At 41.9% G+C, this 22,698-nt stretch carries 16 protein-coding genes; 7 read left to right on the top strand and 9 right to left on the bottom strand.

Translation table 11 applies throughout. The features are described from left to right. Positions 1-187 precede the first annotated feature (187 nt). From ACFG4S_RS30455 to ACFG4S_RS30445, 3 genes are all read left to right on the top strand, one after another. Positions 188-1,843: a B12-binding domain-containing radical SAM protein gene (locus tag ACFG4S_RS30455; RefSeq protein WP_392532615.1), complete on the top strand. Its 1,656-nt coding sequence runs from the start codon at positions 188-190 to the stop codon at positions 1,841-1,843. 77 nt (positions 1,844-1,920) lie between these two features. Beyond that, entirely contained in the window at positions 1,921-2,547 is a 627-nt protein-coding gene (locus ACFG4S_RS30450) for a CDP-alcohol phosphatidyltransferase family protein (RefSeq protein ID WP_392532614.1), read from the top strand. A 362-nt stretch (positions 2,548-2,909) separates the two neighbouring features. Then, positions 2,910-3,632, top strand: a complete 723-nt coding sequence (locus ACFG4S_RS30445) for a 2OG-Fe(II) oxygenase (RefSeq protein ID WP_392532613.1) — start codon at positions 2,910-2,912, stop codon at positions 3,630-3,632. A gap of 244 nt (positions 3,633-3,876) precedes the next feature. On the opposite strand, the gene ACFG4S_RS30440 is transcribed toward ACFG4S_RS30445, so the two are convergent. Beyond that, on the bottom strand, positions 3,877-4,926 hold the full coding sequence (locus ACFG4S_RS30440) for a universal stress protein (RefSeq protein WP_392536115.1): 1,050 nt from the start codon (positions 4,924-4,926) through the stop codon (positions 3,877-3,879). 463 nt (positions 4,927-5,389) lie between these two features. On the opposite strand from ACFG4S_RS30440, the gene ACFG4S_RS30435 reads away from it, so the two are divergent. After that, positions 5,390-7,966, top strand: coding sequence for a GAF domain-containing protein (locus ACFG4S_RS30435; RefSeq protein WP_392532612.1), 2,577 nt, complete (start codon positions 5,390-5,392; stop codon positions 7,964-7,966). 44 nt (positions 7,967-8,010) lie between these two features. Here ACFG4S_RS30435 and ACFG4S_RS30430 read toward each other — a convergent pair whose 3' ends face one another. After that, positions 8,011-8,907, bottom strand: coding sequence for a phosphorylase (locus tag ACFG4S_RS30430; RefSeq protein WP_392536114.1), 897 nt, complete (start codon positions 8,905-8,907; stop codon positions 8,011-8,013). 193 nt (positions 8,908-9,100) lie between these two features. Here ACFG4S_RS30430 and ACFG4S_RS30425 point away from each other — a divergent pair, with 193 nt between their 5' ends. Then, complete coding sequence (locus tag ACFG4S_RS30425) at positions 9,101-10,366, top strand: HhoA/HhoB/HtrA family serine endopeptidase (protein WP_392532611.1); 1,266 nt, start codon at positions 9,101-9,103, stop codon at positions 10,364-10,366. A 414-nt stretch (positions 10,367-10,780) separates the two neighbouring features. Here the strand turns inward: ACFG4S_RS30425 and ACFG4S_RS30420 are convergent, their stop codons facing one another. The 7 genes from ACFG4S_RS30420 to ACFG4S_RS30390 all read right to left on the bottom strand — a co-directional run bounded on the left by ACFG4S_RS30420 (position 10,781) and on the right by ACFG4S_RS30390 (position 20,618). Continuing rightward, complete coding sequence (locus ACFG4S_RS30420; RefSeq protein WP_392532610.1) at positions 10,781-11,224, bottom strand: two-component system response regulator; 444 nt, start codon at positions 11,222-11,224, stop codon at positions 10,781-10,783. Between the two features lie 489 nt (positions 11,225-11,713). Next, on the bottom strand, positions 11,714-14,026 hold the full coding sequence (locus tag ACFG4S_RS30415; protein ID WP_392532609.1) for an NACHT domain-containing protein: 2,313 nt from the start codon (positions 14,024-14,026) through the stop codon (positions 11,714-11,716). Positions 14,027-14,537: 511 nt separating this feature from the next. After that, positions 14,538-15,455, bottom strand: coding sequence for a DUF1338 domain-containing protein (locus ACFG4S_RS30410; RefSeq protein ID WP_392532608.1), 918 nt, complete (start codon positions 15,453-15,455; stop codon positions 14,538-14,540). A gap of 44 nt (positions 15,456-15,499) precedes the next feature. Further along, positions 15,500-16,813, bottom strand: a complete 1,314-nt coding sequence (locus tag ACFG4S_RS30405; protein ID WP_392532607.1) for an acetyl ornithine aminotransferase family protein — start codon at positions 16,811-16,813, stop codon at positions 15,500-15,502. 187 nt (positions 16,814-17,000) lie between these two features. Continuing rightward, complete coding sequence (locus ACFG4S_RS30400) at positions 17,001-18,503, bottom strand: aldehyde dehydrogenase family protein (RefSeq protein WP_392532606.1); 1,503 nt, start codon at positions 18,501-18,503, stop codon at positions 17,001-17,003. 88 nt (positions 18,504-18,591) lie between these two features. Then, on the bottom strand, positions 18,592-19,314 hold the full coding sequence (locus tag ACFG4S_RS30395; RefSeq protein WP_392532605.1) for a cyclase family protein: 723 nt from the start codon (positions 19,312-19,314) through the stop codon (positions 18,592-18,594). A 518-nt stretch (positions 19,315-19,832) separates the two neighbouring features. Further along, the gene (locus ACFG4S_RS30390; RefSeq protein WP_392532604.1) at positions 19,833-20,618 is read right to left on the bottom strand and encodes a DUF1868 domain-containing protein; all 786 of its coding nucleotides are present in this window, start codon (positions 20,616-20,618) and stop codon (positions 19,833-19,835) included. 351 nt (positions 20,619-20,969) lie between these two features. On the opposite strand from ACFG4S_RS30390, the gene holA reads away from it, so the two are divergent. Together holA and ACFG4S_RS30380 are read left to right on the top strand one after the other, a co-directional pair. Further along, on the top strand, positions 20,970-21,965 hold the full coding sequence (gene holA, locus ACFG4S_RS30385) for a DNA polymerase III subunit delta (protein WP_392532603.1): 996 nt from the start codon (positions 20,970-20,972) through the stop codon (positions 21,963-21,965). 102 nt (positions 21,966-22,067) lie between these two features. After that, the gene (locus ACFG4S_RS30380; RefSeq protein WP_392532602.1) at positions 22,068-22,541 is read left to right on the top strand and encodes a DUF4168 domain-containing protein; all 474 of its coding nucleotides are present in this window, start codon (positions 22,068-22,070) and stop codon (positions 22,539-22,541) included. The last annotated feature ends 157 nt before the right edge of the window (positions 22,542-22,698 follow it).

Genomic DNA, 22,698 nt, shown 5'->3' with positions numbered 1-22,698 from the left:
GCCCAATCCCCAATCCCTATTTTCAAGATAGTTGTTTGCAGACCAATTTAGGTTGCATTTTTACGGTAAGTTTTTTATCTTACAGTTAAAAACTTTGAAAAGATCGCGGTAAGCTAGTTGAAATTACAGCTGATTGTGCCCGTAGATTGCCAAATTAGCTGCTCAGTTTTTCCAGGTGAAATTTGCGATGACTGTTAATCTGAACTCTTTAGAGAAAACAATTCATCTAGCGGCGGACGCAAAAACAGCTGCTAGCGCACAAAAAAACCGCTACATTCCCTTGCACCATCGACGTATCCTTTGTATTTTTCCCAAGTACAGCCGTTCATTTGGTACATTTCATTACGCCTACCCACTCATGGGTAATGTCCGGGCTTTTATGCCACCCCAAGGTATTTTGATTGTGGCTGCTTACTTACCAAAAGAATGGGAAGTCCGGTTTATTGATGAGAATGTCAAATCAGCAACTAGGGCTGATTACCAATGGGCTGATGTGGTAATTGTGAGTGGAATGCATATCCAAAAACCACAGATTAATCAAATTAATCAACTTGCCCATCAAGCGGGCAAAATCACAGTTATTGGCGGTCCTTCTGTCTCTGGTTGTCCAGAGTATTACCCAGAATTTGATATTTTACATTTGGGTGAATTGGGAGATGCAACCGATCGCACAATCGAGTATCTAGACCAAAACTCACAACGCCCCCGAGCGCAAATTCGCTTTGAAACTAAAGAACGTTTGCCTCTAACTGAGTTCCCCATCCCAGCCTATCATTTATTAAATATCAACGATTATTTTCTGGCAAACGTGCAGTTTTCTAGTGGTTGCCCTTATCGTTGCGAGTTTTGTGATATCCCAGAACTCTATGGCAACAGTCCCAGAATGAAAACACCAGAGCAAGTTGTCGCTGAGTTAGATGCAATGAGGCGATCGGGCAATTTGGGAGCAGTATATTTTGTCGATGATAACTTTGTGGGCGATCGCCGCGCCGCTATGAAGTTACTTCCACACCTGATTGATTGGCAAAAACGCAATGGCTACCCGATCCAATTTGCTTGTGAAGCAACCCTCAACCTCGCTCAAAGTCCCAAGCTGCTGGAAATGATGCGCGAAGCCTATTTCTGCACAATTTTTTGCGGCATCGAAACACCAGAACCAAACGCTCTCCATGCTATTTCCAAAGACCAAAATCTGAGTATGCCAATCTTAAAAGCAATTCAGGTTTTAAATAGCTATGGCATGGAAGTAGTATCAGGAATCATCATCGGTTTAGATACAGATACACCAGAAACAGCAGACCGAATTATCGAATTTATTCGGGCGTCTCAAATTCCTATGTTGACAATTAACCTACTTCATGCATTACCGAGAACTCCTTTATGGCGGAGGTTAGAAACAGAAGGGAGACTTGTATTTGATGAAAACCGCGAATCAAATGTTGAGTTTTTGATGCCTTACGACCAAGTTGTGGAAATGTGGCGGCGCTGCATTACCACAGCTTATGAGCCAGAATTTTTATATCAGCGATTCGCCTACAACATGGAACACACCTACCCAAACCGTATCGAAGTTCCTAACAGCCCATCTCGCACTTCTGGGGCTAATATTCGCAAAGGTTTAACTTATTTAGCCAATATTTTGCTGCGAGTAGGCCTATTTAGTAACTATCGTCAAACTTTCTGGAAAATGGCCAAGCCAGCACTAAAAGCAGGTAAGATTGAAAACTTGATTCACGCTGGACTTGTGGGACACCATTTGATTAAGTTTGCCCAAGATTGTGCCAAAAATCAAGAATCAGCTTCGTTTTATTCCCAAAAAATCCTTACCAAAGTTCGTAGCTAACAGCCAAGACTTTTGAGGAGGTAGAGCGATCGCTTCACCATCGGCGATATCAATAAAATATGTATTCAAGTTCATCTATGACCACAAAGCCTTGGGATGCTCAACTTGCTTACTGGCTAGTTAGACCTCTAAAAGACAGTTGGGTAAACCCCAATCACCTCACCACAGTCAGACTTGTGACTGGGTTAGTGGCTGTCGTGGCGATGTCTACGACGGGCAACACCTACGCCGTTGGCAATGCAATTTGGGCTAACATTGGAACATGGCTATTTGCTTTATCCAATTTTTTGGATCACACAGATGGGGAATTAGCCCGTTTGAGTGGGAAAACCAGCAAATGGGGACATCAATATGACCTTGTTAGTGACGCTATTATTCACATTCTATTGTTTGTCTGTATTGGATATGGTCTTAGAGAAGGAAAATTTGGTTGGTGGGCGTTGCTGATGGGAATAGTATCTGGCGTATCTGTTGCTTGTATCTTTCATTTGCGAAACCAAATAGAACAACGTTTAGGTAAAGACGCCAGCCATCAACCAAATTTTGCCGGCTTCGACATTGAAGACGTGCTGTATTTGTTTCCTATAGTCACCTTACTGAATGGATTCGAGCCATTACTAATTGCAGCTACAATTGGTGCGCCAATCTTTGCATTATGGGTAATTTGGCAATTTTTCACACTCCCAGAGTCGGAAGTAAATTAAGGGTATTGGACATTAGGGTTGCTATAAGTCAATACAGTTCAGATCAGACCAAAACACTTGTAGAGACGGCGATTTATCGCGTCTTGTAGAGACAGCAATTTATCGCGTCTCTCTAACGTCACAGTTTTTTAGACGCGATTTATCGCGTCTCTACATGAGGGCTTTCTGGCTGTTCCCAAGCGTATTGGAGTAAAACTGGTAACTTATGTGTACACCGTAGCCTATAAAGGAGAGGGAAGCTAGAGACAGGATGAAGTTTTGCATTTTATTTAATCCACATTCCTAACTGAATCGTATTGTAATATAAGTAGGTTTTTTACTAGCACTCAATTGTATTGTTTTGACTTTTTACTTGCCGATCGATGAAGCTTAAAACTGAAATTTATCAAGCAATAGCAGCTGTTGATTATCACAAACTTCAAGCTGAATTTCAAGCACAGAATGAATTGTTGGTGCTAGAAAACTTTCTTCCTAATTCCATCCTCGATCGCTTTTTGAGTTTGTTACCATCCCTGCAACCTGCGATCAATCGCAACTATATTCCCAATCATAAAAAAGGTGGTAGTATTAGCCGCTATAGCTTAGATAGCGTGGCTCCAATTTTCGGAGAATTTTATCATTTAAGTACCTTTTTTGAGTTTCTCAACGAAATTACGGCAGAAAAACTCCTTCCCTGTCCTGACACCGATCCCCACACTTACGCTTTGTATTACTATACTGAGCCTGGAGATCATATCCAATATCACTACGATACATCTTACTATCACGGGAAACGCTACACAGTGCTACTCGGTTTGGTTGATACATCGTCAAGTAAGTTGGAATATCAACTCTACAGGGATATTCCTAATCGGGAGACACAAATGCGATCGCTATCCTTAACCCCTGGGACTCTAGTATTATTTAACGGTGACAAACTTTATCACAGGGTTACTCCTTTAGGCGAGAATGAACAGCGGATTGTTTTGACCTTGGAGTATGTCACCGATATCCGTATGGGTATGTTAAAACGTTTTGTCTCAAATATGAAAGATGCGATCGCCTATTTTGGTTTTCGCCAAGTCTTTCGCCCTTGGGGTAAATAAATATCGGCGTTGCTGAATTGAAGTAAGCTGATGCGTGTCTAAAGTATATAAACACTCTTGATGATCGTTGACTGATGACTGTTAACCGTTAACCAATACTTTTCGGGTTTTGGGGGAAAGGGGAAAGGGAAAGGGTTTGAATTTCCCTTTCCCCATTACCCTTTAACCTTTCCCCAGACCAAAAGAGACATTATTGGGTTTAACCGAAAAGTATTGAACCGTTAACAGTCATCAGTCAATTAGCTTATTTAGGTGAAACCATTTTTTCGCTAGCAATAATATGCAAATCGATGTTTTTCAGTAAGCGCACCAATTTTTGGGTTAAAGATCCTTTGAGGAGTATTTGCCAGCGCGATCGCTGACTCTCACCAATTACAATTTGCGTAATTCGATATTTCTCAGCTGTTTCGGCGATTGCATTGGCTACGTTACCGTTGGTAACACGAAGAAAAGTACCTTCAAATTCTTTGCAGAGTTTCTCGCAAGTATGAATATGTAAACTTTCTTCTTTGGTCAAAAAACGTTCTGGATTGGCAACAAACAGAGTATACAGTGGGGCATTCATGTAGTTAGCCAGTCTTGCACCCCGACGTAACAGTTGCACTGAGTTGGGATAAGTAGATATACATACTAAAACCCGTTCGTGAATATTACAAAATTGACCGTTGGGAGTAGTGGCGATCGCGTTTTCTTCTACGTTGTCTGCTACTTCGCGTAAAGCCAACTCCCGCAAAGCAATCAGGTTGCGACGTTGGAAAAAGTTATCGAGAGATTGTTGGATTTTTTGCGGTGCATAAATCTTGCCTTCTACTAATCTTTCTTGCAGTGTTTCTGGTGTTACATCCACAAGCACAACTTCATCTGCTTCATCCAAAATTCGATCGGGAACACGCTCGCGTACTACAACTCCGGTAATTCTGGCTACTAAGTCATTGAGACTTTCTAAGTGTTGGACATTCATTGTTGAGTAGACATCGATACCTGCGGCCAAAACTATTTCTACATCTTCGTAGCGTTTCTCCCGCGGCGAACCAGGGACATTGGTATGGGCAAGTTCATCGATTAAAACTAATTGAGGCGATCGCCTGATAATTTCATCTGTATCCATATCCGTTAGCGTCAATTCACCGCGAGGATATTGCTTACGGGCGATAATCTCCAGTCCCTCTGCTTTTTCTGCTGTATCTTTGCGTCCGTGGGTTTCCAAAAGCCCAACAACGACATCAATTCCTTCGTGTTTGAGTGCGTGTCCTTCTTCTAGCATTCGGTAGGTTTTACCTACACCAGGAGCCATACCAATAAAGATTTTATGCTTGCCTCGCCGTCGTGCTGGATAAAGCGAGTAATTTGCAGATATTGAAGATGTATTGCTTACCAAACTAGTATTAGTATGATTTAATATTTCAGTTTTACTAATTATATTAAGGAACGTGGATTAAATAAAATGCAAAACCTCATCTTCTCTCTAGCCTCCCTCTCCTTTATAAGGACAAGGATTGACGGTGAGGTAAGTCAGGGACATAAATTGTATGTTATTTAATTCTTATTCCTAAGTTTAGTGGCCTTAGATATTTGCGGAATGATATTTCTCACCCAGAGGCACAAAGAAAATATACCCCGCACCCTTATATCCGCATAGGAGATGACAGAAAAAATTAGTGCTTGAAAATTAGTCTTTAATTGGATAACGTTTGTGTAGAATTTTATAGTGGGGTTATTTACTTGACTTCCGATTGTAGCACATCCATGTTTCATCTATGAGTCAGTCTTTTTCTCAAAACCAAGCAAGACGAAATCGTCAACAAAAGCTGGGGCAACAAAAATGGAGTTTAAAGACTAAAGCAATAGTTTGGGCACTAAGCATTAGTGTCTTTCCAGTGGTGGCAATTGGAACAGCTACTTACTACAGTGTCACTAATTTAATTACTAAAGAAATTCCACAAATCAGACAAGATAATGCTAGAAGTTCAACAGAAACTGAACTTGCTCTACAAAGACAATTGTCCCTCTTGTTAACTGGTACTGGGATAACAGCAATTTTGGCAGGTGCGATCGCTGTTTTGTTGGCGAATCGAGTTATGAGTCGAGTCAGCAACGCTGCAAAAATTTCTAATATTATCAAAAATAAGCTACGTCCAGACAGTGAGTTTACTGAAGTTTTCATCGGTAGCAAAGATGAATTAGTGATGTTAGAAAGAAACATCAGCTTATTTACAGAGTTACTTTCGGTTTTAATGCAGGAGAAAGAAGCTGAAGCCGATTATTCCCAGCTATTGATGAAAATTACCCGCTGGGTCCGAGAATCATTTAATGAAGAAGATGTTCTCAAAACTACCTCAGAAGAAATTCGTAAAGCTTTAAGCATCGATCGCGTAACCATCTTTTGCTTCAACTCCAACTCCAATGGAACCTTTATCACCGAATCAGTAGCACCAGGTTTACCAAAAATATTTGGGGTTACAGTCTCTGACCCAGGATTTGAGGCAGGATATCTGGAAAAATACCAAAATGGTTCTATCCGTGCTATTGATGATATTCATCAAGCCGATCTCAGTGATGCTGATATTGAATTGCTCCAACAATTTGCTGTTAAATCTAATTTAGTAGCACCGATTCTCAAAGGCAAAGAGCTATTCGGTTTATTGATTGGACATCAGTGTTCTAGAGTTCGCTTTTGGCAACAGTCTGAAATTGATTTGTTCGCTCAGATAGCCATACAAGTAGGATTTGCCCTCGACTACGCCAAACTTCTAAAACAGGTAGATACAAAGGCAGATAAAGCTCAGGTATTTATAGAAACTACCCGTAGCATTCGCCAATCGCTCAACGAAGAGGATGTCCTCAAAACCACTGTGGAAGAGGTTCGGAAAGTACTGGGTACTGACCGAGTGCTGGTTTATAGCTTTGACGCTAATTGGTCTGGAATTATTATTGCCGAATCAGTGGTTCCAGGTTATCCCAAAGTTTTACGGTCGGAAATCCAAGATGTGTGTTTCGGTCAGGGTTATGTAGAAAAATATCAGTCTGGTCGCGTTGTCGCCACAAACAACATTTATGAATCCAGTTTGGCTGATTGTCACATTAACCTGCTAGAATCTTTTGCTGTCAAAGCCAATCTGGTCGCCCCCATTCTCAAAGATGAACAGCTATTTGGCTTATTAATTGCACATCACTGCTCTAGACCCCGTGATTGGCAACAACCTGAGATTGATTTATTTGCCCAAATAGCAATGCAAGTGGGATTTGCTCTCGACCACGCTAGACTCGTGCAACGAATCGATGCGGAAGGTCTGCAAAATCGGTTGCTGGTGGATATTATCGCTAGCATTCGCCAATCGCTCAACGAAGAGGATGTCCTCAAAACAACTGTAGAAGAGGTTCGGAAAGTACTCAGTACCGATCGAGTGATGGTTTATAGCTTTGACGCTAATTGGTCTGGAATTATCATTGCCGAATCAGTTGTTCTCACCTACCCAAAAGTTTTGCAGTCTGAAATCCAGGACCCATGTTTTGGTCAAGGCTATGTAGAACAGTATCAGTGTGGTCGCATTTTAGCTATAAACAACATTTATGAAGTCGGTTTAGCTGATTGTCACATTAGCCTACTCGAATCCTTTGGTGTCAAAGCAAATTTAGTAGCTCCCATTCTCAAAGATGAACAATTATTTGGCTTGTTAATTGCACATCAGTGTTCTAGACCGCGTGATTGGCAACAGTCTGAAATTGATTTATTTGGTCAAATAGCGATGCAAGTAGGATTTGCTCTAGACCATGCTAGGCTGCTGCAACGAATCGAAGCTGAAAGTATGCGAAGTAAATTAATGGTGGATATTATCCGCAAGATTCGTGAATCACTTAACGAAGAGGATGTCATTAAAACCACCGTAGAAGAGGTTCGTAAAGCACTGAGTACTGACCGAGTACTAGTTTATAGCTTTTACGCTAATTGGTTTGGAATTATCATTGCCGAATCAGTGGTTTCAGGTTATCCCAAAGTTTTGCGGTCTAAAATCCAAGATCCATGTTTCACTGAAGGCTATGTAGAAAAGTACCAATCTGGTAGAGTTGTGGCTATAAATAATATTTACAAAGCCGGTTTAGCTGATTGTCACATTAGTTTGCTCGAATCCTTCGCTGTGAAGGCAAATTTAGTAGCACCTATTATCAAAGATGACCAGCTATTTGGTTTGTTAATTGCACATCAGTGTTCTAGTCCCCGTGATTGGCAACAGCCCGAAATTGATTTATTTACTCAGATAGCGATGCAGGTAGGATTTACTCTCGATCATGCTAGGCTCCTACAAGCCTATGAAACTGCTGAAGCTTCTGCTTAATCGCTTTGTTGAGAGTATGGGCACATAGTTGTGCGCCCTTATTGTTAGGATACAGCAACATTCTTCAAGATAGTCATCGGTCCTTGGTCTTTGAGAAGCTGCATTTCTGCTGCATTCCTTACTAGCAGCGCCCCAGCGAAACCCAATGAATTCACAGAGATGGTTTGGAAATGCTCTTGCGATCGCGGTACAATTAACATCCACTCTCGCGTCATCAGCAGATTATAAGCACCCAATTGCTTTGCATCTAAACCAACAGCCTCTAACAAACTACGATAAAGTTCTAGTGTTACTTCACCTGCTGTTAATGGAGACTGCACCCAATGGGGATCTAAAGGTGCGAAAGCGTGTAAAAAAGGCAGTTTTGATAAAGTTGCGATGCAGCCCGGAAATTTTTCTGGACTCAGTAAAGGTTCAATAGGTATCTGCGTCCCTGAAGGTGTAAGTGGTAGCGGTACTAATTGCAAGTGTTTGTGTCGCTGACTGGCACCTGCGGTTTTACCACTGTTATAGAATACTAAACCATCAAAATCAGCCAAACATGCCCATGTAGCCGTAAAGTCTTCCAAGGTAAGTAAACTTTCCTGTTCCTCGAAGCTACGGGTGATGATTAGTAAATGATTGTCAACAACATTGAATTTATTTAAAATACATACATGGGTATCAGAGATATCCGCCACAAACAAATCTTGTTCATAGGGTAAGAAAGGATTAAACTCTTGACCAGAAGTAGCAGATTGTTTTTCTTGTTTTTCCTTGGCTACTTTTTTGCGATTTAAGTTAGTCAAAATCCGCACTAAAAAGCGCACGCCATCCTGTTCTACAAACTCAAATTCCGTCGGTATCGATAGCAACGCCCCACATTCTAAAGCATATTTAGTTCGCTCTTTGACACTTGTGCATAAAGTCCCCGACTTAAGTAATATTTTCCCTGGTACCATTTTTATTGTTTTAGGCATAAATAGAACACGTAGCAGCACCTTTGTGCTACCCCCCATACCCACTTCCCTCAGTTAAACTGCGATGCAGTAGGTAAAATACCAAACCTTTCATAACAACGCAATACCTCTGCAACAAAACTGTCATAAATAATATCTACATTAGTAATACATCTAAATATGCTTCCAAACGGCAATGCAAAACCAATCTCGGGATGGAGAACACTCATCAAATAGCATTTTATCCAACACTGCTGATAACAAATACCATCATCCAGCACCCTGGAAAAAGGCTGCGGCCTCTCTATCGCTGGTAATACTGGGATCGGGTATGACATTAGCAGGTGGCTATCTAGCTGGACATTCTCAGCAGGTGTCTCAGACTGCATCGAATCTGGCCGTTAGTCCAGTGAATGCTGCTCCTCCATTACTAGCCACTACAGATCCTAACTTTGTTATACAGGTGGTGCAAAAGGTCGGACCAGCAGTAGTGCGAATTAATTCTTCCCGAACCGTAAAAACCCAGATACCAGATGAATTCAACGATCCTTTGTTTCAACGCTTTTTTGGTTCGCAAGTACCAGAATCACAAGAAAGGGTAGAACGGGGTACTGGTTCCGGTTTTATCATCAGTGCTGATGGTCGGATTCTTACAAACGCTCACGTGGTAGATGGGGCTGATACGGTGACAGTGACGCTCAAGGATGGCCGCACCTTGGTAGGTAAGGTGTTAGGTAAAGATGAGTTAACCGATGTTGCTGTGGTCAAGATTCAGGCAGATAATCTACCTACAGTATCCTTGGGCAACTCAGATAAACTGCAACCAGGAGAATGGGCGATCGCGATCGGTAACCCTCTTGGACTAGATAATACAGTAACTACCGGAATCATTAGTGCCACTGGACGCACTAGCAATCAAATTGGCGCTCCCGATAAGCGAGTAGAGTATATTCAAACCGACGCCGCAATTAATCCTGGTAACTCTGGCGGTCCCCTGTTAAATTACCGTGGCGAGGTAATTGCTATGAATACAGCCATTATTCAAGGAGCGCAAGGATTAGGCTTTGCTATTCCCATCAACACAGCACAACGCATTTCTAGTCAATTAATAGCTACAGGTAAAGTTCAACATCCTTATTTAGGAATTCAGATGGTGGGGTTAACACCTCAGCTAAAACAAAATATTAACTCAGATCCCAATAGCGGTTTGAGTGTAAATGAAGATAAAGGTGTATTAGTTGTAAAAGTTATGCCAAATTCCCCAGCTGCTAAAGCTGGGATACGTGCTGGTGATGTTATTCAAAAGCTCGGTGGTCAAACAGTTACAGATGCCAATAGCGTTCAAAAGGTTGTAGAAAATAGCCAAGTTGGCGGAGATTTACGCCTAGAGTTACGCCGCAATGGCCAGAATATTACCGTAGCTGTTCAGCCTGGTGCTTTCCCCACGACGCAAGTACAGTAAAAGTTTTGCTAGTCCCTTAAGTCAAGACGAATCTGCAAAGGATGGGTACGATACCCGTCCTTTTTTTTCAGGTAATCAAGTTTCACAATATACAATACAGTTCAGTTCAGCCCAAAACCCTGATGTAGCATCTCTACGAGATGCTGTTCGCGTTCACTACAAACCTTGAATGATTCACGCTGCTCTACTGGTCTGTCAAATTCATTTTGACGGTTAGAGAGACGCGATAAATCGCCGTCTCTACAGGCAATTTATCCATCAATTATTTATTGACAGACTACTACTGGTCTGTCGCAAAAGTTTTGAAGGGTTATAAAAGTTTGTAGTAAGCACTTCAGTGCTTAAAATTGAGCGATAAATCGCTTACTACAAACCCATCAAAATTAATGGTACAGACCACTACTTACTGTACAACTAATACATTGTGGCAAAGATTTTCCGCCGTTCTTCCTGTACTAAATTCCTAATTATGCAAACAAATTTGTCAAGGTCAAATGGTTTAAGTAAATATTGTTCAAACTCCACGTCTGGAATTTGGTCATGAGTACCTGTGGTAGATGTTGAAGTCACAATGATTGGAATATGATTGCCACTATCGGCTTCCATAGCACTCAATGTATTTAGCAATGTATAAATAGTTTCACCGAAGAATCTAATTTCACAGACTATAATGTTCGGCGTAAAGCAATTCAGTATTTCTAATGCTTCGTTTACGGAACCAGCAGTGACCACATTTGCGCTTAGGTCTTTGAGTAAAAATGCGTATAAATCTCTACTATCGCGATCGTTGTCTACAACGAGTACTTGTACACCTTTGAGTATCCCAACTCCCAAGCAAAAGCCATTAACGAAATTCATAATCAGACCTGCGATTAGGACTTTAAGTGCAAAGTGGGCTAAAAAATCTGTAGCCTTAAAGAGGCGAGACAACCGAATAGGTCAAATAAAAAGTGCAGACAACAACTAGTACTGCCGTGAATTCAAAATGAATACAGCGTAAGTATTTCATTGATTTGGAATGGGTGGTTTATTTACCTGACTTTTCACGGTATGTGGAAAACCTCTCTCTAAATCCCTCTCCTACAAGGAGAGAGACTTTGAATTTTCCCCCTTCCTGTTTCGGGAAGGGGGCTAGGGGGTTAGGTCAATCGTTAGCTTTTCCACATGACGTGAAAAGTCAGGTTTATTTACGCCGTGCTGTACTAGATGTTTACAATTACTCGCTTCTATTCTTATATTATGAGCGGGTGTTGTTTGATTTGCTAAATGAGTTGATTAACTACGACACAAAATGTAGTCAAAATCATTTTTAAAAGAGAAACTTATTTGAAGAATTAATGAACGGAACTATTGCCATTCCCTATCTTCAAGTTCTTTCTGAGGCAATAATAAGGTGGCTTCAATTTCCTGCCTGATAGCAGCTGTTACTTCACAATTGCTATGCAGACAATCGAGTAGTAACTGATTAGCATCGTAGTAGCGTTGCAGTACTTGCTGTTGCTCAGAGCTAAACTCCCACTCGTGGTTAATATTGCGATAACTAATCACCGTCTTCTTTAACTGTTCAGCCCAAGCTGAATAGTTCGTCTGCGACCATAACTCAAACCTTTCTTGACTTTGATGAGAAGTTGGCAATTGCTCAGAGAGTTGTTTCAAAGATTTATAGAGTCCAACATCTAGAACAATACCCAAAATGTTGCTCATCGCATCTCCGCAAGCATGGATGTGGGCAAAGTCCTGGCTCCCATCAATTGCACACTCCATCAACAGGTCATCTAATGCGGCATCCAGAAACATTCCCTGGTCGAGGCTGCTAGCTAAAGCAAAGTGAGCAGCTATGTGAGGAGTCCGACTCAAAGCTAGGTAAAATGCTCGAACTGTGGCATCTTTTGATTGAGTGGGAATACCGCGAGATTTTTGGCTAGCCCAGGTCAAAAACTCTTGTAAATAATCGTCTTGGGCAACCAGTGCATCAATCTGTTGTTTCATCAACTGTACCAAAGAGTCTGCACTCTTGAGCATAGTAGCTGTCAACAAGAAGATTTCGCGCCAGTGCGGGTCGGTGATATGACTGACAAGACCTCCGAGCGCTTGCCCAAATGCCTCTAGGTTATGGCTGGCAACAATTTTCCTCGCTGTAAAATATTCTTGAAAGGCTAAATAGGAGAAGGAAAAAATCCCCCGCGCCCGTTCTGCCAATAATCCATGTTGAGCCTCCATTGACTTCAGAGCTGCTTCGCTTTCTATTTGCAGTTCTTCTGTATCCATTGGCACGTTATTTAGATTTTGAATATAGTCACCAATGTATTGCTCGACAATGCGTTGCTCAAAAAAGTACTGACCATCTTCAAATGTCGCTGCGGCAATTTGACTCAATAATTTGAGTTTTTGTGGTAATAAAAATCCTCGGTAAACTTGATCCCGTTCTATGCCTCTGGCTTCATCCCATTTGCCTAATAGAAGGTCTAAACCTTGTTTATAAAAGTCAGTCCGCTTAGTCGGGAATTTTTCTTGGCCGTGAAATACCCAGCAAGCAAGATGTAGAAATAGAGGTGTGACGACGAGTTGGCGAAATTGCCAGTTTTCAGCTAAGTCCAGCTTTTGAATAAACTCAACTGACTGCGCTTGACCATCTTCAGCGTTGGTTTTGCTAAAGACCACAAACCATTTTTGAGCAAAGGCAATGATTTGTTCTGAGGTAAATGGGGCAATTTCAACATCGGTAAAGCCTCGGAGTTTATGTCTTTGAGCTGCTGTTCTACAGGTGACCACGAACTGATTTTTGTAATACTTATCGGAAAATCTGCGAATTTCACCTAAGACAGCATTGCTTTGTTGGTTAAGAACTTCATCCATGCCATCAAGCAATAGTAACACTCTACCTGCGTTCAGTAAAGTTTCGATGACTGAGGGATCGGAAATTCCCGATGTTAGAAACTCCTGGCGAATGTAGTTTAATAGACTGAATTCGTTGGTAATTTTAGACTCTTGGGCAAAATTTCTCAGTGTGATAAAGATTGGTATCTGATTTGCAGCAAATGCACCTTGGTTACACTGAATTGCGAGATGTTGTAAAAATGTGGTTTTACCTACTCCTGGTTTGCCTAGCACCCTGAGCTTGGAGTATGTTCCGACAGCTTGTGTACCAGGTATCTGTTTATCATCAATATCACCTAAGCCAAAACGGTCAAATTCTTTGGGATCAATGTTTTGCAGTTCAGTGATTTCTAAGTACTGAAGACTGGCAATTGACTCCAAAATGTTCACATCTATATATATGTGATCGATCGCAACTGGACGACTGATATCCAATAACTGCAAAATACCACACTGGTCTTGAATTTTATCGAATCGCAGCGATCGCACTTTTTGTATCAATGCATCAATATCCTGGACAGGAAAATACATGTATTCTTCTCGTTCCAAAAATTCTGCTGGAGGATTAGCAGCAATCTCCCGCCAATTCAGTTCTAAAATCAAACAAATTTCAATAAAGGTATGACGCTCAACCGGACGACCACTGAAAAAGCGCCAAATTGGTTGTCTAGTCTTGAGGTTGACTTCTGTTGCTAGATTGTCTTGTGTCCACCCCTTGCGAGCAAAAGCTGTTTTAGCCTGTTGAATCCCATTGAGTGATGCTTGGAGCGATCGCTTAACCATAAGGCAAAAACTTTGCTCCTGAAATTACGAACTTTAGATTTTATTAATATCTGCGATTCTATAGTTTTTCCTCTTGTAGCACTATTCTACTCATTTAAACTTATACAAAACTACAGAATCTGCTAGAACATTTTTAAACTCTTGTAACATATTCAAACGTTATACATTATGTTATACATTTTTATCTTTTGGTAAGACCTAAATTCAAACGATTATCTGTAATGCTTAATTTATATTCAATGGTTACTTGGTTGTTAATTACTTGCTCTAAAAGTAAGTATAGTTGCATAACATAATAAGACTCTGCTTGGATTTCTGAATCACTCGTAGAGGTAAGGGACTGGGGAGACTTGTACTGAGTTTCGACTACGCAAAAATCGAGCGACTTGCACTGAGCGGCGTCGAAGTGAGTCGAGATTCAACTACCGCAAAGCCGAAGTATGAAAAGAGAATTTCACCCCACCACCCCATCTCCCCACACCTCTAATGCCCAATGCCCAATGCGCCATTCCTACTTAGATAACCGAGTCATTTCAAACAATTGCTGGGCATTAGTTCCTAAAAAAGCATCAAAAAGTACCTGCTTTCCAGGTTCTATTTCCACTAGATAGCGCTGGGCAATTTCATAATAGGCGTAAGTCCAAGGAATCTGAATTTCTGCGCCACTGCTATCATCTAACACTGTTACCATTTCTGTTACTGCTTGAGTTGCTGTTTGCCGTAAACCACAAGCAACATTTCCCTCTATCTCTGCTTTCATTGGTACACCCAGGTCAGCTAAACCACTAGCGGTAGTGTCTACATCTGGATATTCTGAGGTGTTCTGGCCGTTGACGTAGCCTGTAAAGTGGTTGACGGCATATCCGTGCAGTAAAACCCAAGCCCCATACTGAGTAACCTGATTCACTTCTTCGACAACAGAACGCTGGGGAGGTAGCCAAGGACGGGTGAATATTTGCTGGAGTTGTTTGGCGATGGTTTCAATGTTCTCTTCTTTTTCTAGAAGAGAAGTAACAGGTGAGGTGAGTTCGTATTGAATTGAAGATACTGTTTCAGAAATTATTTGAGCAATATTGCTAGGCAATTCATCAACAATCAACTCGCTGATAAATAATTTAGGTAAGTTAAACTCCTCTTGCTGAGGATGACGATAATGACGGGCATAGAGATGAGTTTGAGCAAAAGTATACTCTCCAGCCACTACATAACCCAAAGCTTCGGCAATTTGTCCCAGGTAATCAATCCCCAGGTTAATTTGACCCTCTGGGCTATCTACTAATAGACGTAAGGAACGAAAGGCGATGTGATCGTTGGCGACATTTCCACCCGCAGCAATAATCATTTGCTGGTAGGTGCGGGCGTGATTTACTCTGGCGCTGTATTCTTGCCAAAGTAATTTCCATAGATGCAGGGGTATTTCAGGTTTCATTTTCACGCAGAGACAAGAGAGGCGCAGAGAGTTTTGGAGTGGGGTTACAATATTTCTGAGAGAATTTGAAGAGCGATTTGAATTTGGTCGCTGTCGATAACTAGAGGTGGGCAAAAACGAATTGCGGCTTTACCACAACCTAGTAATAATAAACCTTTTAAGAAGGATTCTTGGATAATGCGATCGCGCAATTTATAATCCAGATTACCTTCTTCATCTAATAAGTCTACCGCAACCATTAAGCCTTTACCCCGTGGCAACGATACTCTGGGAAATTTTTGATGCAACTGGGTAAGCCCAGTTTGTAATAATTCTCCCATTTGGGTAGCGTTGGTCATTAAACCACTTTCTAGCAGTCGCAAAGTCGCAATACCAGCAGCACAAGCTACGGGATTACCGCCGAATGTGGTGGCGTGTGAACCAGGAGGCCAAGTCATTAATTCTGGTTTAGCAAGTATTGCTCCTAAGGGCAAACCACTGGCGATGCCTTTAGCGGTGGTAACTATATCAGGCATCACACCCCAATGCTCGATCGCAAATAGCCGTCCTGTCCGCCCCATTCCCGCTTGTACTTCATCCACTACCATCAAGATACCGTGGCGATCGCATATCTGGCGAATCCGGTTTAAGAAACCATCCTCTGGTACGATATACCCGCCTTCTCCCTGAATCGCTTCAACAACGATCGCCGCTACTTCTTGCGGTGGTAAAATTGTGCTAAATAGCTGCTTTTCTAAGTAATCTAAGCTAGCGTGAGTTCCGTAAGGGATATGAGTTACCCCAGGAAGTAAAGGGCCAAAATTGGCTCGTTGCACTGCTTTAGAACCAGTCAGAGACATGGCTCCATAGGTGCGTCCGTGAAATGCGCCGAGGAATGCCACGATTAGCGATCGCTTGGTGTAATATCGAGCTAATTTAATCGCTCCTTCGTTAGATTCTGCCCCAGAATTGGTAAAAAATACTTTGGCGGGAAACCCGTTGTTACTCTCTGGCTGGGGAAAAGGAGCGCGAACCGCCAATTTTTCCGCTAATTCCACCATCGGCTCATAATAAAAATCTGTCCCTGACATGTGCAACAAACGCGCCGACTGTTCTTGAATTGCCTTAACGACTTCTGGGTGGGCGTGTCCGGTGGCGGTAACAGCGATACCTGCGGTCATATCGAGAAATACATTGCCATCCACATCTTCCAGCATACAACCTTCGCCACGAGCCACGACCAAAGGATAATCGCGGGTGTAAGAAGGAGAAGTTACAGCGCGATCGCGTTGTATGATTGCTTGAGCGCAAACCCCTGGTAACGAAGTTATTAGGCGCGGTGTCCGAGGTAAATTTAGGTTAATAGGAATACTTAACATAGTTTTTTAGGATTACTACTGCTGATTAAATTATCAAGTCTAATTATTTACACTAATTCGTAACTCGTAATTATTACTCCACCCAGCAATCGGGTATCTGAAAATAACAAACGAATTCAATTGCTTTGTTCCTTAATTACGAATTACGTTAGCGTAGCGGTAGCGAGTCCGCGACCGTCATTACGAATTACGAATTATTTCGGTTATCTATTTGGGCGCGTTGCAAATTTCCCGAAAAGTCAACATAAACGCTTTTCCATTCGGTGAAAACATCTAAAGCAGTGGTTCCGGCTTCCCGGTGTCCGTTACCTGTTTGTTTCACACCACCAAAAGGCAAATGTACTTCTGCGCCAATTGTCGGACCATTAATATAGGTGATACCGGCTTCGATGTCGCGCATAGCAGTAAAAGCGCGGTTGATATCGCGGGTGTAAACTGAAGAGGAAAGACCGTAATTGGTATCATTGAGAATGGCGATCGCTTCTTCAAAAGAACTAACCTCAATTAATGCCACTACAGGCCCAAATATCTCTTCACGGGCAACGCGCATATTGGGAGTTACTTCATCCAAAATAGTCGGTTGAAAGAAGTAACCGTTTTTGAGTTTACCTTCACTGGCGATTTCCCCACCAATTAAAACCTTTGCTCCTTCTTCACGGGCAATATCTAAATACTTGCTTACTTGCTGGAGTTGCTTTTCATTGATTATCGGACCGATATCTGTATCAGTTTCATAGCCAGCACCCAAGCGTAACTTACTGGCACGCTCATAAAGCATCGCCGTAAATTTTTCCTTGATGTCACGATGCAAAATCAGGCGACTCGTAGCCGTACACCGTTGACCAGTTGTGCCAAAAGCACCCCACACAGCGCCATCTAATGCTAGTTCCAAATCGGCATCTTCCATTACCACTTGAGCGTTTTTGCCACCCATTTCCAAACAGACACGCTTGTGAGTGCGTCCGCAAGTGGCACCAACAAAAGCGCCTGTTTGGGAAGAACCAGTAAAGGACACTAAATCAACATGGGGATGTTCAACTAAAGCTTTCCCCGCCTCTTCTCCGACACCATGCACTAAGTTAATTACTCCTGGCGGTAAACCTGCTTGTTGAAAAATTTCAATCAATTTAGTGGCACAGGCGGAAGTATCTTCGGCAGGTTTGAGGATAACTGTATTGCCACACACCAATGCCGGCATTGCTTTCCAGCAAGGAATTGCCACTGGAAAATTCCACGGGGTAATCAAGGCACATACACCTACGGGCATTCGCACCGTCATAGCAAATTTATTGGGCATTTCCGAGGGTGTGGTTTGCCCAAAAAGTCGCCGCCCTTCACCAGCAGTATAAAAGGCGCAGTCAATACCTTCTTGCACATCTCCCCTAGCTTCTGTCAGGGGTTTACCCATTTCTCGACTGATTAACTGAGCAAGTTCTTCTTTGTGCTGGAGTAATATTTCACCGACGCGAAAGATGTATTCTGCCCTAGCTGGGGCGGGGACTTTGCGCCAACTTTGGTAGGCTTTGCGAGCAGAGGCTACCGCTGTATCTACATCCTTAGTTTGGGAACGCGGAAATGTCGCAACGAGTTCGGTTTTGTCAGCAGGGTTACGGCTTTCTAAAATTGCTTCCCCTACAGCACTCAACCATTCACCTTCGATGAAATTGCGGCAAGATAGCGGAGTTATCATCTTGAAAATCTCCGTCTGATAATCTAGTGGAATTTGTGTACTAAGTTTGCTTGCTTTCTACGTTATCGTCAAGTCAGAATTCTTTGCCTTAAGGCACGAATGCCAAAACCCCCACAGGGGAACCAGAACCACCACGCAATCTCAAAACTGCGATCGCTAGAGTAGTACCTTTTGGTGGTAACTGATCCAAATTGGTAAGATTCTCTAAGACAATGCGCGGTTTTTCTAATACTAGGTAGTTAGTAGCAAAACTGTTATCGTTTCCTGGATCTACACCATGAGTATCAATTCCTACCCCAGCAATTTGCCGTTGCTCAAGTAGAAATTGGGTAGCATCACTACCAAACCCCGGAAAGTGGCTAATTCCTTCAGGATCGTAATTGAGGAATGCATTTTTATTAAACCACTTCTTTTGCCAACCAGTATTCAAAATAACTACACAACCAGCGGAAATTTCACCGTATTCTTGTTCCCAAGCCAGAACATCAGCAATTGTCAGGGCATAATCAGAATTAACTTTTACAGCTTCACGGATATCTATGACTATCGCAGGTACGATTAAAGATTGGGCTGGGTATTGGTCAATTCCGATACTATGACTATAAAAACTATTAGGGGCGTTCATATGGGTGGCACTATGTTCCCCTAAAGAAAAACGCCGCAGGTAATAACCATCGTTATTCAATTCAGCCACAGTTTCAAATTCTACCGGGGGATCGCCAGGCCATTGGGGAATGTCCAAATCAATGACATGACTTAAGTGAATAACACGTGTGTAGGTGATAGTATTTTGACGTTCTGGTTGTACCATCCCAGCTTTTTACTTGATTTTTAAAGGATTTCTCTCAAAAGTGCAATGTTTAGTCTAGATTTTTTACAAGTTGAGATGGGATTCTTTTTTTCAATAAAGTCAGTACTAAAACAGTATCGCATTGCCGAGTGCGATCGCCGCAGATGATTTAGCGATCGCCCACTATGCGAGCTACGTTGATGCAATTCTCAATCAGTCAAAGTGCTAGCCTTCGTTCACCACCATTGAATACTAGTAGTTTGCCAAGGAAATTTGGCGGGGTAAAGGGTAAAGGGTAAAGGGTAAAGGGTAAAGGGTAAAGGTTTTAATTCCTTCCCCCAACCCCAGTCCCCTTTTCGCAGTCTAAACCTAGCAATTTTGGGTTGGCAGACTACTAGAAGTTAAAAAACGGTGCATTAGCCAAAGGCTAATGCACCTGCTAAAAAACTCACAATGTCTCTGTTGTAATACCCAATGTCCGATGCCCGATGCCCTATTTTTAAGACAGGTTGATTTTTTGGGAAAATACTTGTCTCAGGTCAAAATTCTAAAATAGGCCAGTTTGGTTCACGATAATAGCGTGTCATATCCTCAAACTTCCGCAATTCGACGCGACGAATTAAAAATTCTGGCAGATTCAATCGCCATTCTTGATTCAATTCAGAAAGCATCGAACCGAAATTTGTGCGGTCTAAGTCAGATGAAATCTCCCCAAAATACGCTAATGTAACATGCGCTGTAAAGTGATAATGCTGCTCAATACCTAAAGCAATTAACTTGGGGTTTTGATAAATTGTTCGGCGAAATTGAATAATTTCCTCATAACAGCGTTCATCCTGGGGTACTAAACAAACAGCTATAGCTCTTGGCATCAGTATCAATCCCAGCATTTGCCATTGAATCGGATGATTCCTATTTGTCATCAATTGTTGATATTGCTGGAATATTTCCGCTACACAAGAGTGTAACTCCTCGTCAAATTTGGGATTTTTTTCGCAAGCGTCAAGGTAAGCACTATCCCAAATTAAATCCGCTAACGTCAGATGGAAGCTAGTAGGAGGTACAGATACAATCAAATCACCATTTACAGGTAGCTGCAACAGTTCCTGTTGGTAACTCTGTAATTGGGCATAGAAAGCAGAGTTTTCTGATTCTTCAGCAGGTGGAGTAATTAACGTATAGCCAGGAAAGGACGCCGCTTGTCTCAACCCAGAATTGGGCTGAAATTTAGAAGATTCCTGGATATGCTGGACTTGGGATCTGTAGGCTTCTGGCAGCGTCAGCCGTGCCAAACGATTTAAGTAAGTTTGATAGTTGTCGTCCAATCTTCATAGCCTCACGCTCTCACTTGATAGATTTTAGGGAAAATTATCCCGTTTAAGAAAATGATTTTAAAAGTATTTAGTTTTTTATGATTGGGAATGGGGAGATGGGGGGACAAGGGGGACAAGGGGGACAAGGGAGACAAGGGGACAAGGGGGACAAGGGAGACAAGGGGACAAGGGGGACAAGGGAGACAAGGGGACAAGGGGGACAAGGGAGACAAGGGGGTAAAGAAAATTCTTAACTCCTAACTCCTAACTTAGCACTCAGTACTCAGTACGGGCTAAACGCCCCGCTATCGCTAACAGCACTCGTAACGCCCAATGCCCCATGACCATTTAAGAGGTTAACCTATGCCAGTCTATGTTTACTGGGGTGAAGATGATTTTGCGATGGAAAAAGCGATCGCTGTTTTGCGCGATCGCGTCCTTGATCCCCAATGGATTAGTTTTAATTACACTTCATTTCCCCCAGATCAAGCTGATGCTGCGATTCAGGGGTTAAATCAAGTGATGACGCCCACTTTTGGCGCTGGTGGGCGCTTGGTATGGCTGATAAATACAACTCTTTGTCAGCACTGTCCAGAGAATGTTTTGGCGGAATTAGGGCGATCGCTATCAGTGATTCCTGAAAATTCATTTTTATTGCTCACCAGCCGTAACAAACCAGATGAACGCCTCAAATCCACAAAATTGTTAAAACAATTTGCTACCGAGTTCCGAGAATTTCCACTCATTCCCCCTTGGAAAACAGAATTATTGGTGCAATCTGTTAACCAAGCAGCTCAGATTATCGGTGTAAAATTGACTGCCAAAACTGCGGAGCTATTAGCTGAATCCGTAGGAAATGATACACGGTTACTGTACAATGAGATGGAAAAATTGCGTCTATATGCCCAAGGTAGTAACCGTCCTTTAGACGTAGATACAGTTACAAAGTTAGTAAGAAATACTACCCAAAATAGTTTACAATTAGCAGCAGCAATTAGAACAGGAGACACAGCAAAAGCTTTGATTACCGTAGCCGATCTGATCGATGCTTCCGAGCCGGGATTACGTATAGTGGCCACACTAATTGGACAATTTCGCACCTGGCTATGGGTAAAGATTATGATGGAAAGTGGTGAGCGAAATCAACAGGCGATCGCTCAAGCTGCTGATATTGGTAATCCCAAACGTATCTACTTCTTACAGCAAGAAATCAAGCTACTTTCTGTGCAGCAGTTAATTTCTTGCTTACCCCTACTACTAGAGTTAGAAGTGAGTCTCAAACAAGGAGCGTCAGAAATGTCAACACTCCAAACTAAAGTAATCCAACTTTGTCAAGTATGTAGAGGAAGTTCACAATAAATATAAAAGCTTGATGTATTGAACGTTTACTGGAACTTCCAACTCCGAAAATAATTCAAAGTTATTATAAAATCCCGAATGTAGTTCTGTGTCACACACCATATGAAGAAAGTTTCCGATTTCTTTTCTCTACCTAACCGAAAGCGAATCCTTTCACAATCATTCTTTTTCGGTGTAATAGCTACTGTGGGTTTGATTTCCAACAGTTTTTCATCGAGTTCAAAAACTTACGCTCAAGCTCCACCAGTTAATAATACTGAAATTAAAAATTATGCTCAAGCCGTGCTAGCAATGGAACCAGCACGTCAAAAAGCCTTTGAAGAAATTAAAAAACTTATTGGCAATGGAGAAATTCCCAAGATTGTTTGTAATGACTCTAACAGCATAAATGGTCTTCCCCGCAAGGCTCAAGATATTGCAGTCAATTACTGTACCCAGTCTCAAAAAATTGTCCAAGATAATGGTCTAGGCATCGATCGCTTCAACAAAATTACTATAGAACTACAAAATGACACTAATTTAAAACGGGAGGTTTACAATACTTTATTACGTCTACAACAAACTCCTGACAAGTAAAGGCATACCAATGTCATAACTTTAGTTCGATAAAAATTAGATATCGTCAAATAAAATCACTGTTGAAAAAACTATTTTTGCTTTAACCTCTCAATGATACTTGTAGGGGCAATTTATTAATTTACCCTACATCAGAAAATACTAGAAGTCTAATCTA

It is taken from the genome of Nostoc sp. C117 (assembly GCF_043099735.1).
Classification (GTDB): domain Bacteria; phylum Cyanobacteriota; class Cyanobacteriia; order Cyanobacteriales; family Nostocaceae; genus Nostoc.
This window is presented reverse-complemented; position numbering and strand designations above follow the sequence as displayed.

Bases quoted from the DNA above. Each gene is read 5' to 3' on its own strand.
- ACFG4S_RS30440 (WP_392536115.1), bottom strand. From the start codon at position 4,926: ATGGCTCCTGGTGTAGGTAAAACCTACCGAATGCTAGAAGAAGGACAC.
- holA (WP_392532603.1), top strand. From the start codon at position 20,970: ATGCCAGTCTATGTTTACTGGGGTGAAGATGATTTTGCGATGGAAAAA.
- ACFG4S_RS30420 (WP_392532610.1), bottom strand. From the start codon at position 11,224: ATGAATTTCGTTAATGGCTTTTGCTTGGGAGTTGGGATACTCAAAGGT.
- ACFG4S_RS30405 (WP_392532607.1), bottom strand. From the start codon at position 16,813: ATGTTAAGTATTCCTATTAACCTAAATTTACCTCGGACACCGCGCCTA.
- ACFG4S_RS30425 (WP_392532611.1), top strand. From the start codon at position 9,101: ATGCAAAACCAATCTCGGGATGGAGAACACTCATCAAATAGCATTTTA.
- ACFG4S_RS30450 (WP_392532614.1), top strand. From the start codon at position 1,921: ATGACCACAAAGCCTTGGGATGCTCAACTTGCTTACTGGCTAGTTAGA.
- ACFG4S_RS30400 (WP_392532606.1), bottom strand. From the start codon at position 18,503: ATGATAACTCCGCTATCTTGCCGCAATTTCATCGAAGGTGAATGGTTG.
- ACFG4S_RS30415 (WP_392532609.1), bottom strand. From the start codon at position 14,026: ATGGTTAAGCGATCGCTCCAAGCATCACTCAATGGGATTCAACAGGCT.
- ACFG4S_RS30395 (WP_392532605.1), bottom strand. From the start codon at position 19,314: ATGGTACAACCAGAACGTCAAAATACTATCACCTACACACGTGTTATT.
- ACFG4S_RS30455 (WP_392532615.1), top strand. From the start codon at position 188: ATGACTGTTAATCTGAACTCTTTAGAGAAAACAATTCATCTAGCGGCG.
- ACFG4S_RS30430 (WP_392536114.1), bottom strand. From the start codon at position 8,907: ATGGTACCAGGGAAAATATTACTTAAGTCGGGGACTTTATGCACAAGT.
- ACFG4S_RS30445 (WP_392532613.1), top strand. From the start codon at position 2,910: ATGAAGCTTAAAACTGAAATTTATCAAGCAATAGCAGCTGTTGATTAT.
- ACFG4S_RS30380 (WP_392532602.1), top strand. From the start codon at position 22,068: ATGAAGAAAGTTTCCGATTTCTTTTCTCTACCTAACCGAAAGCGAATC.
- ACFG4S_RS30435 (WP_392532612.1), top strand. From the start codon at position 5,390: ATGAGTCAGTCTTTTTCTCAAAACCAAGCAAGACGAAATCGTCAACAA.
- ACFG4S_RS30410 (WP_392532608.1), bottom strand. From the start codon at position 15,455: ATGAAACCTGAAATACCCCTGCATCTATGGAAATTACTTTGGCAAGAA.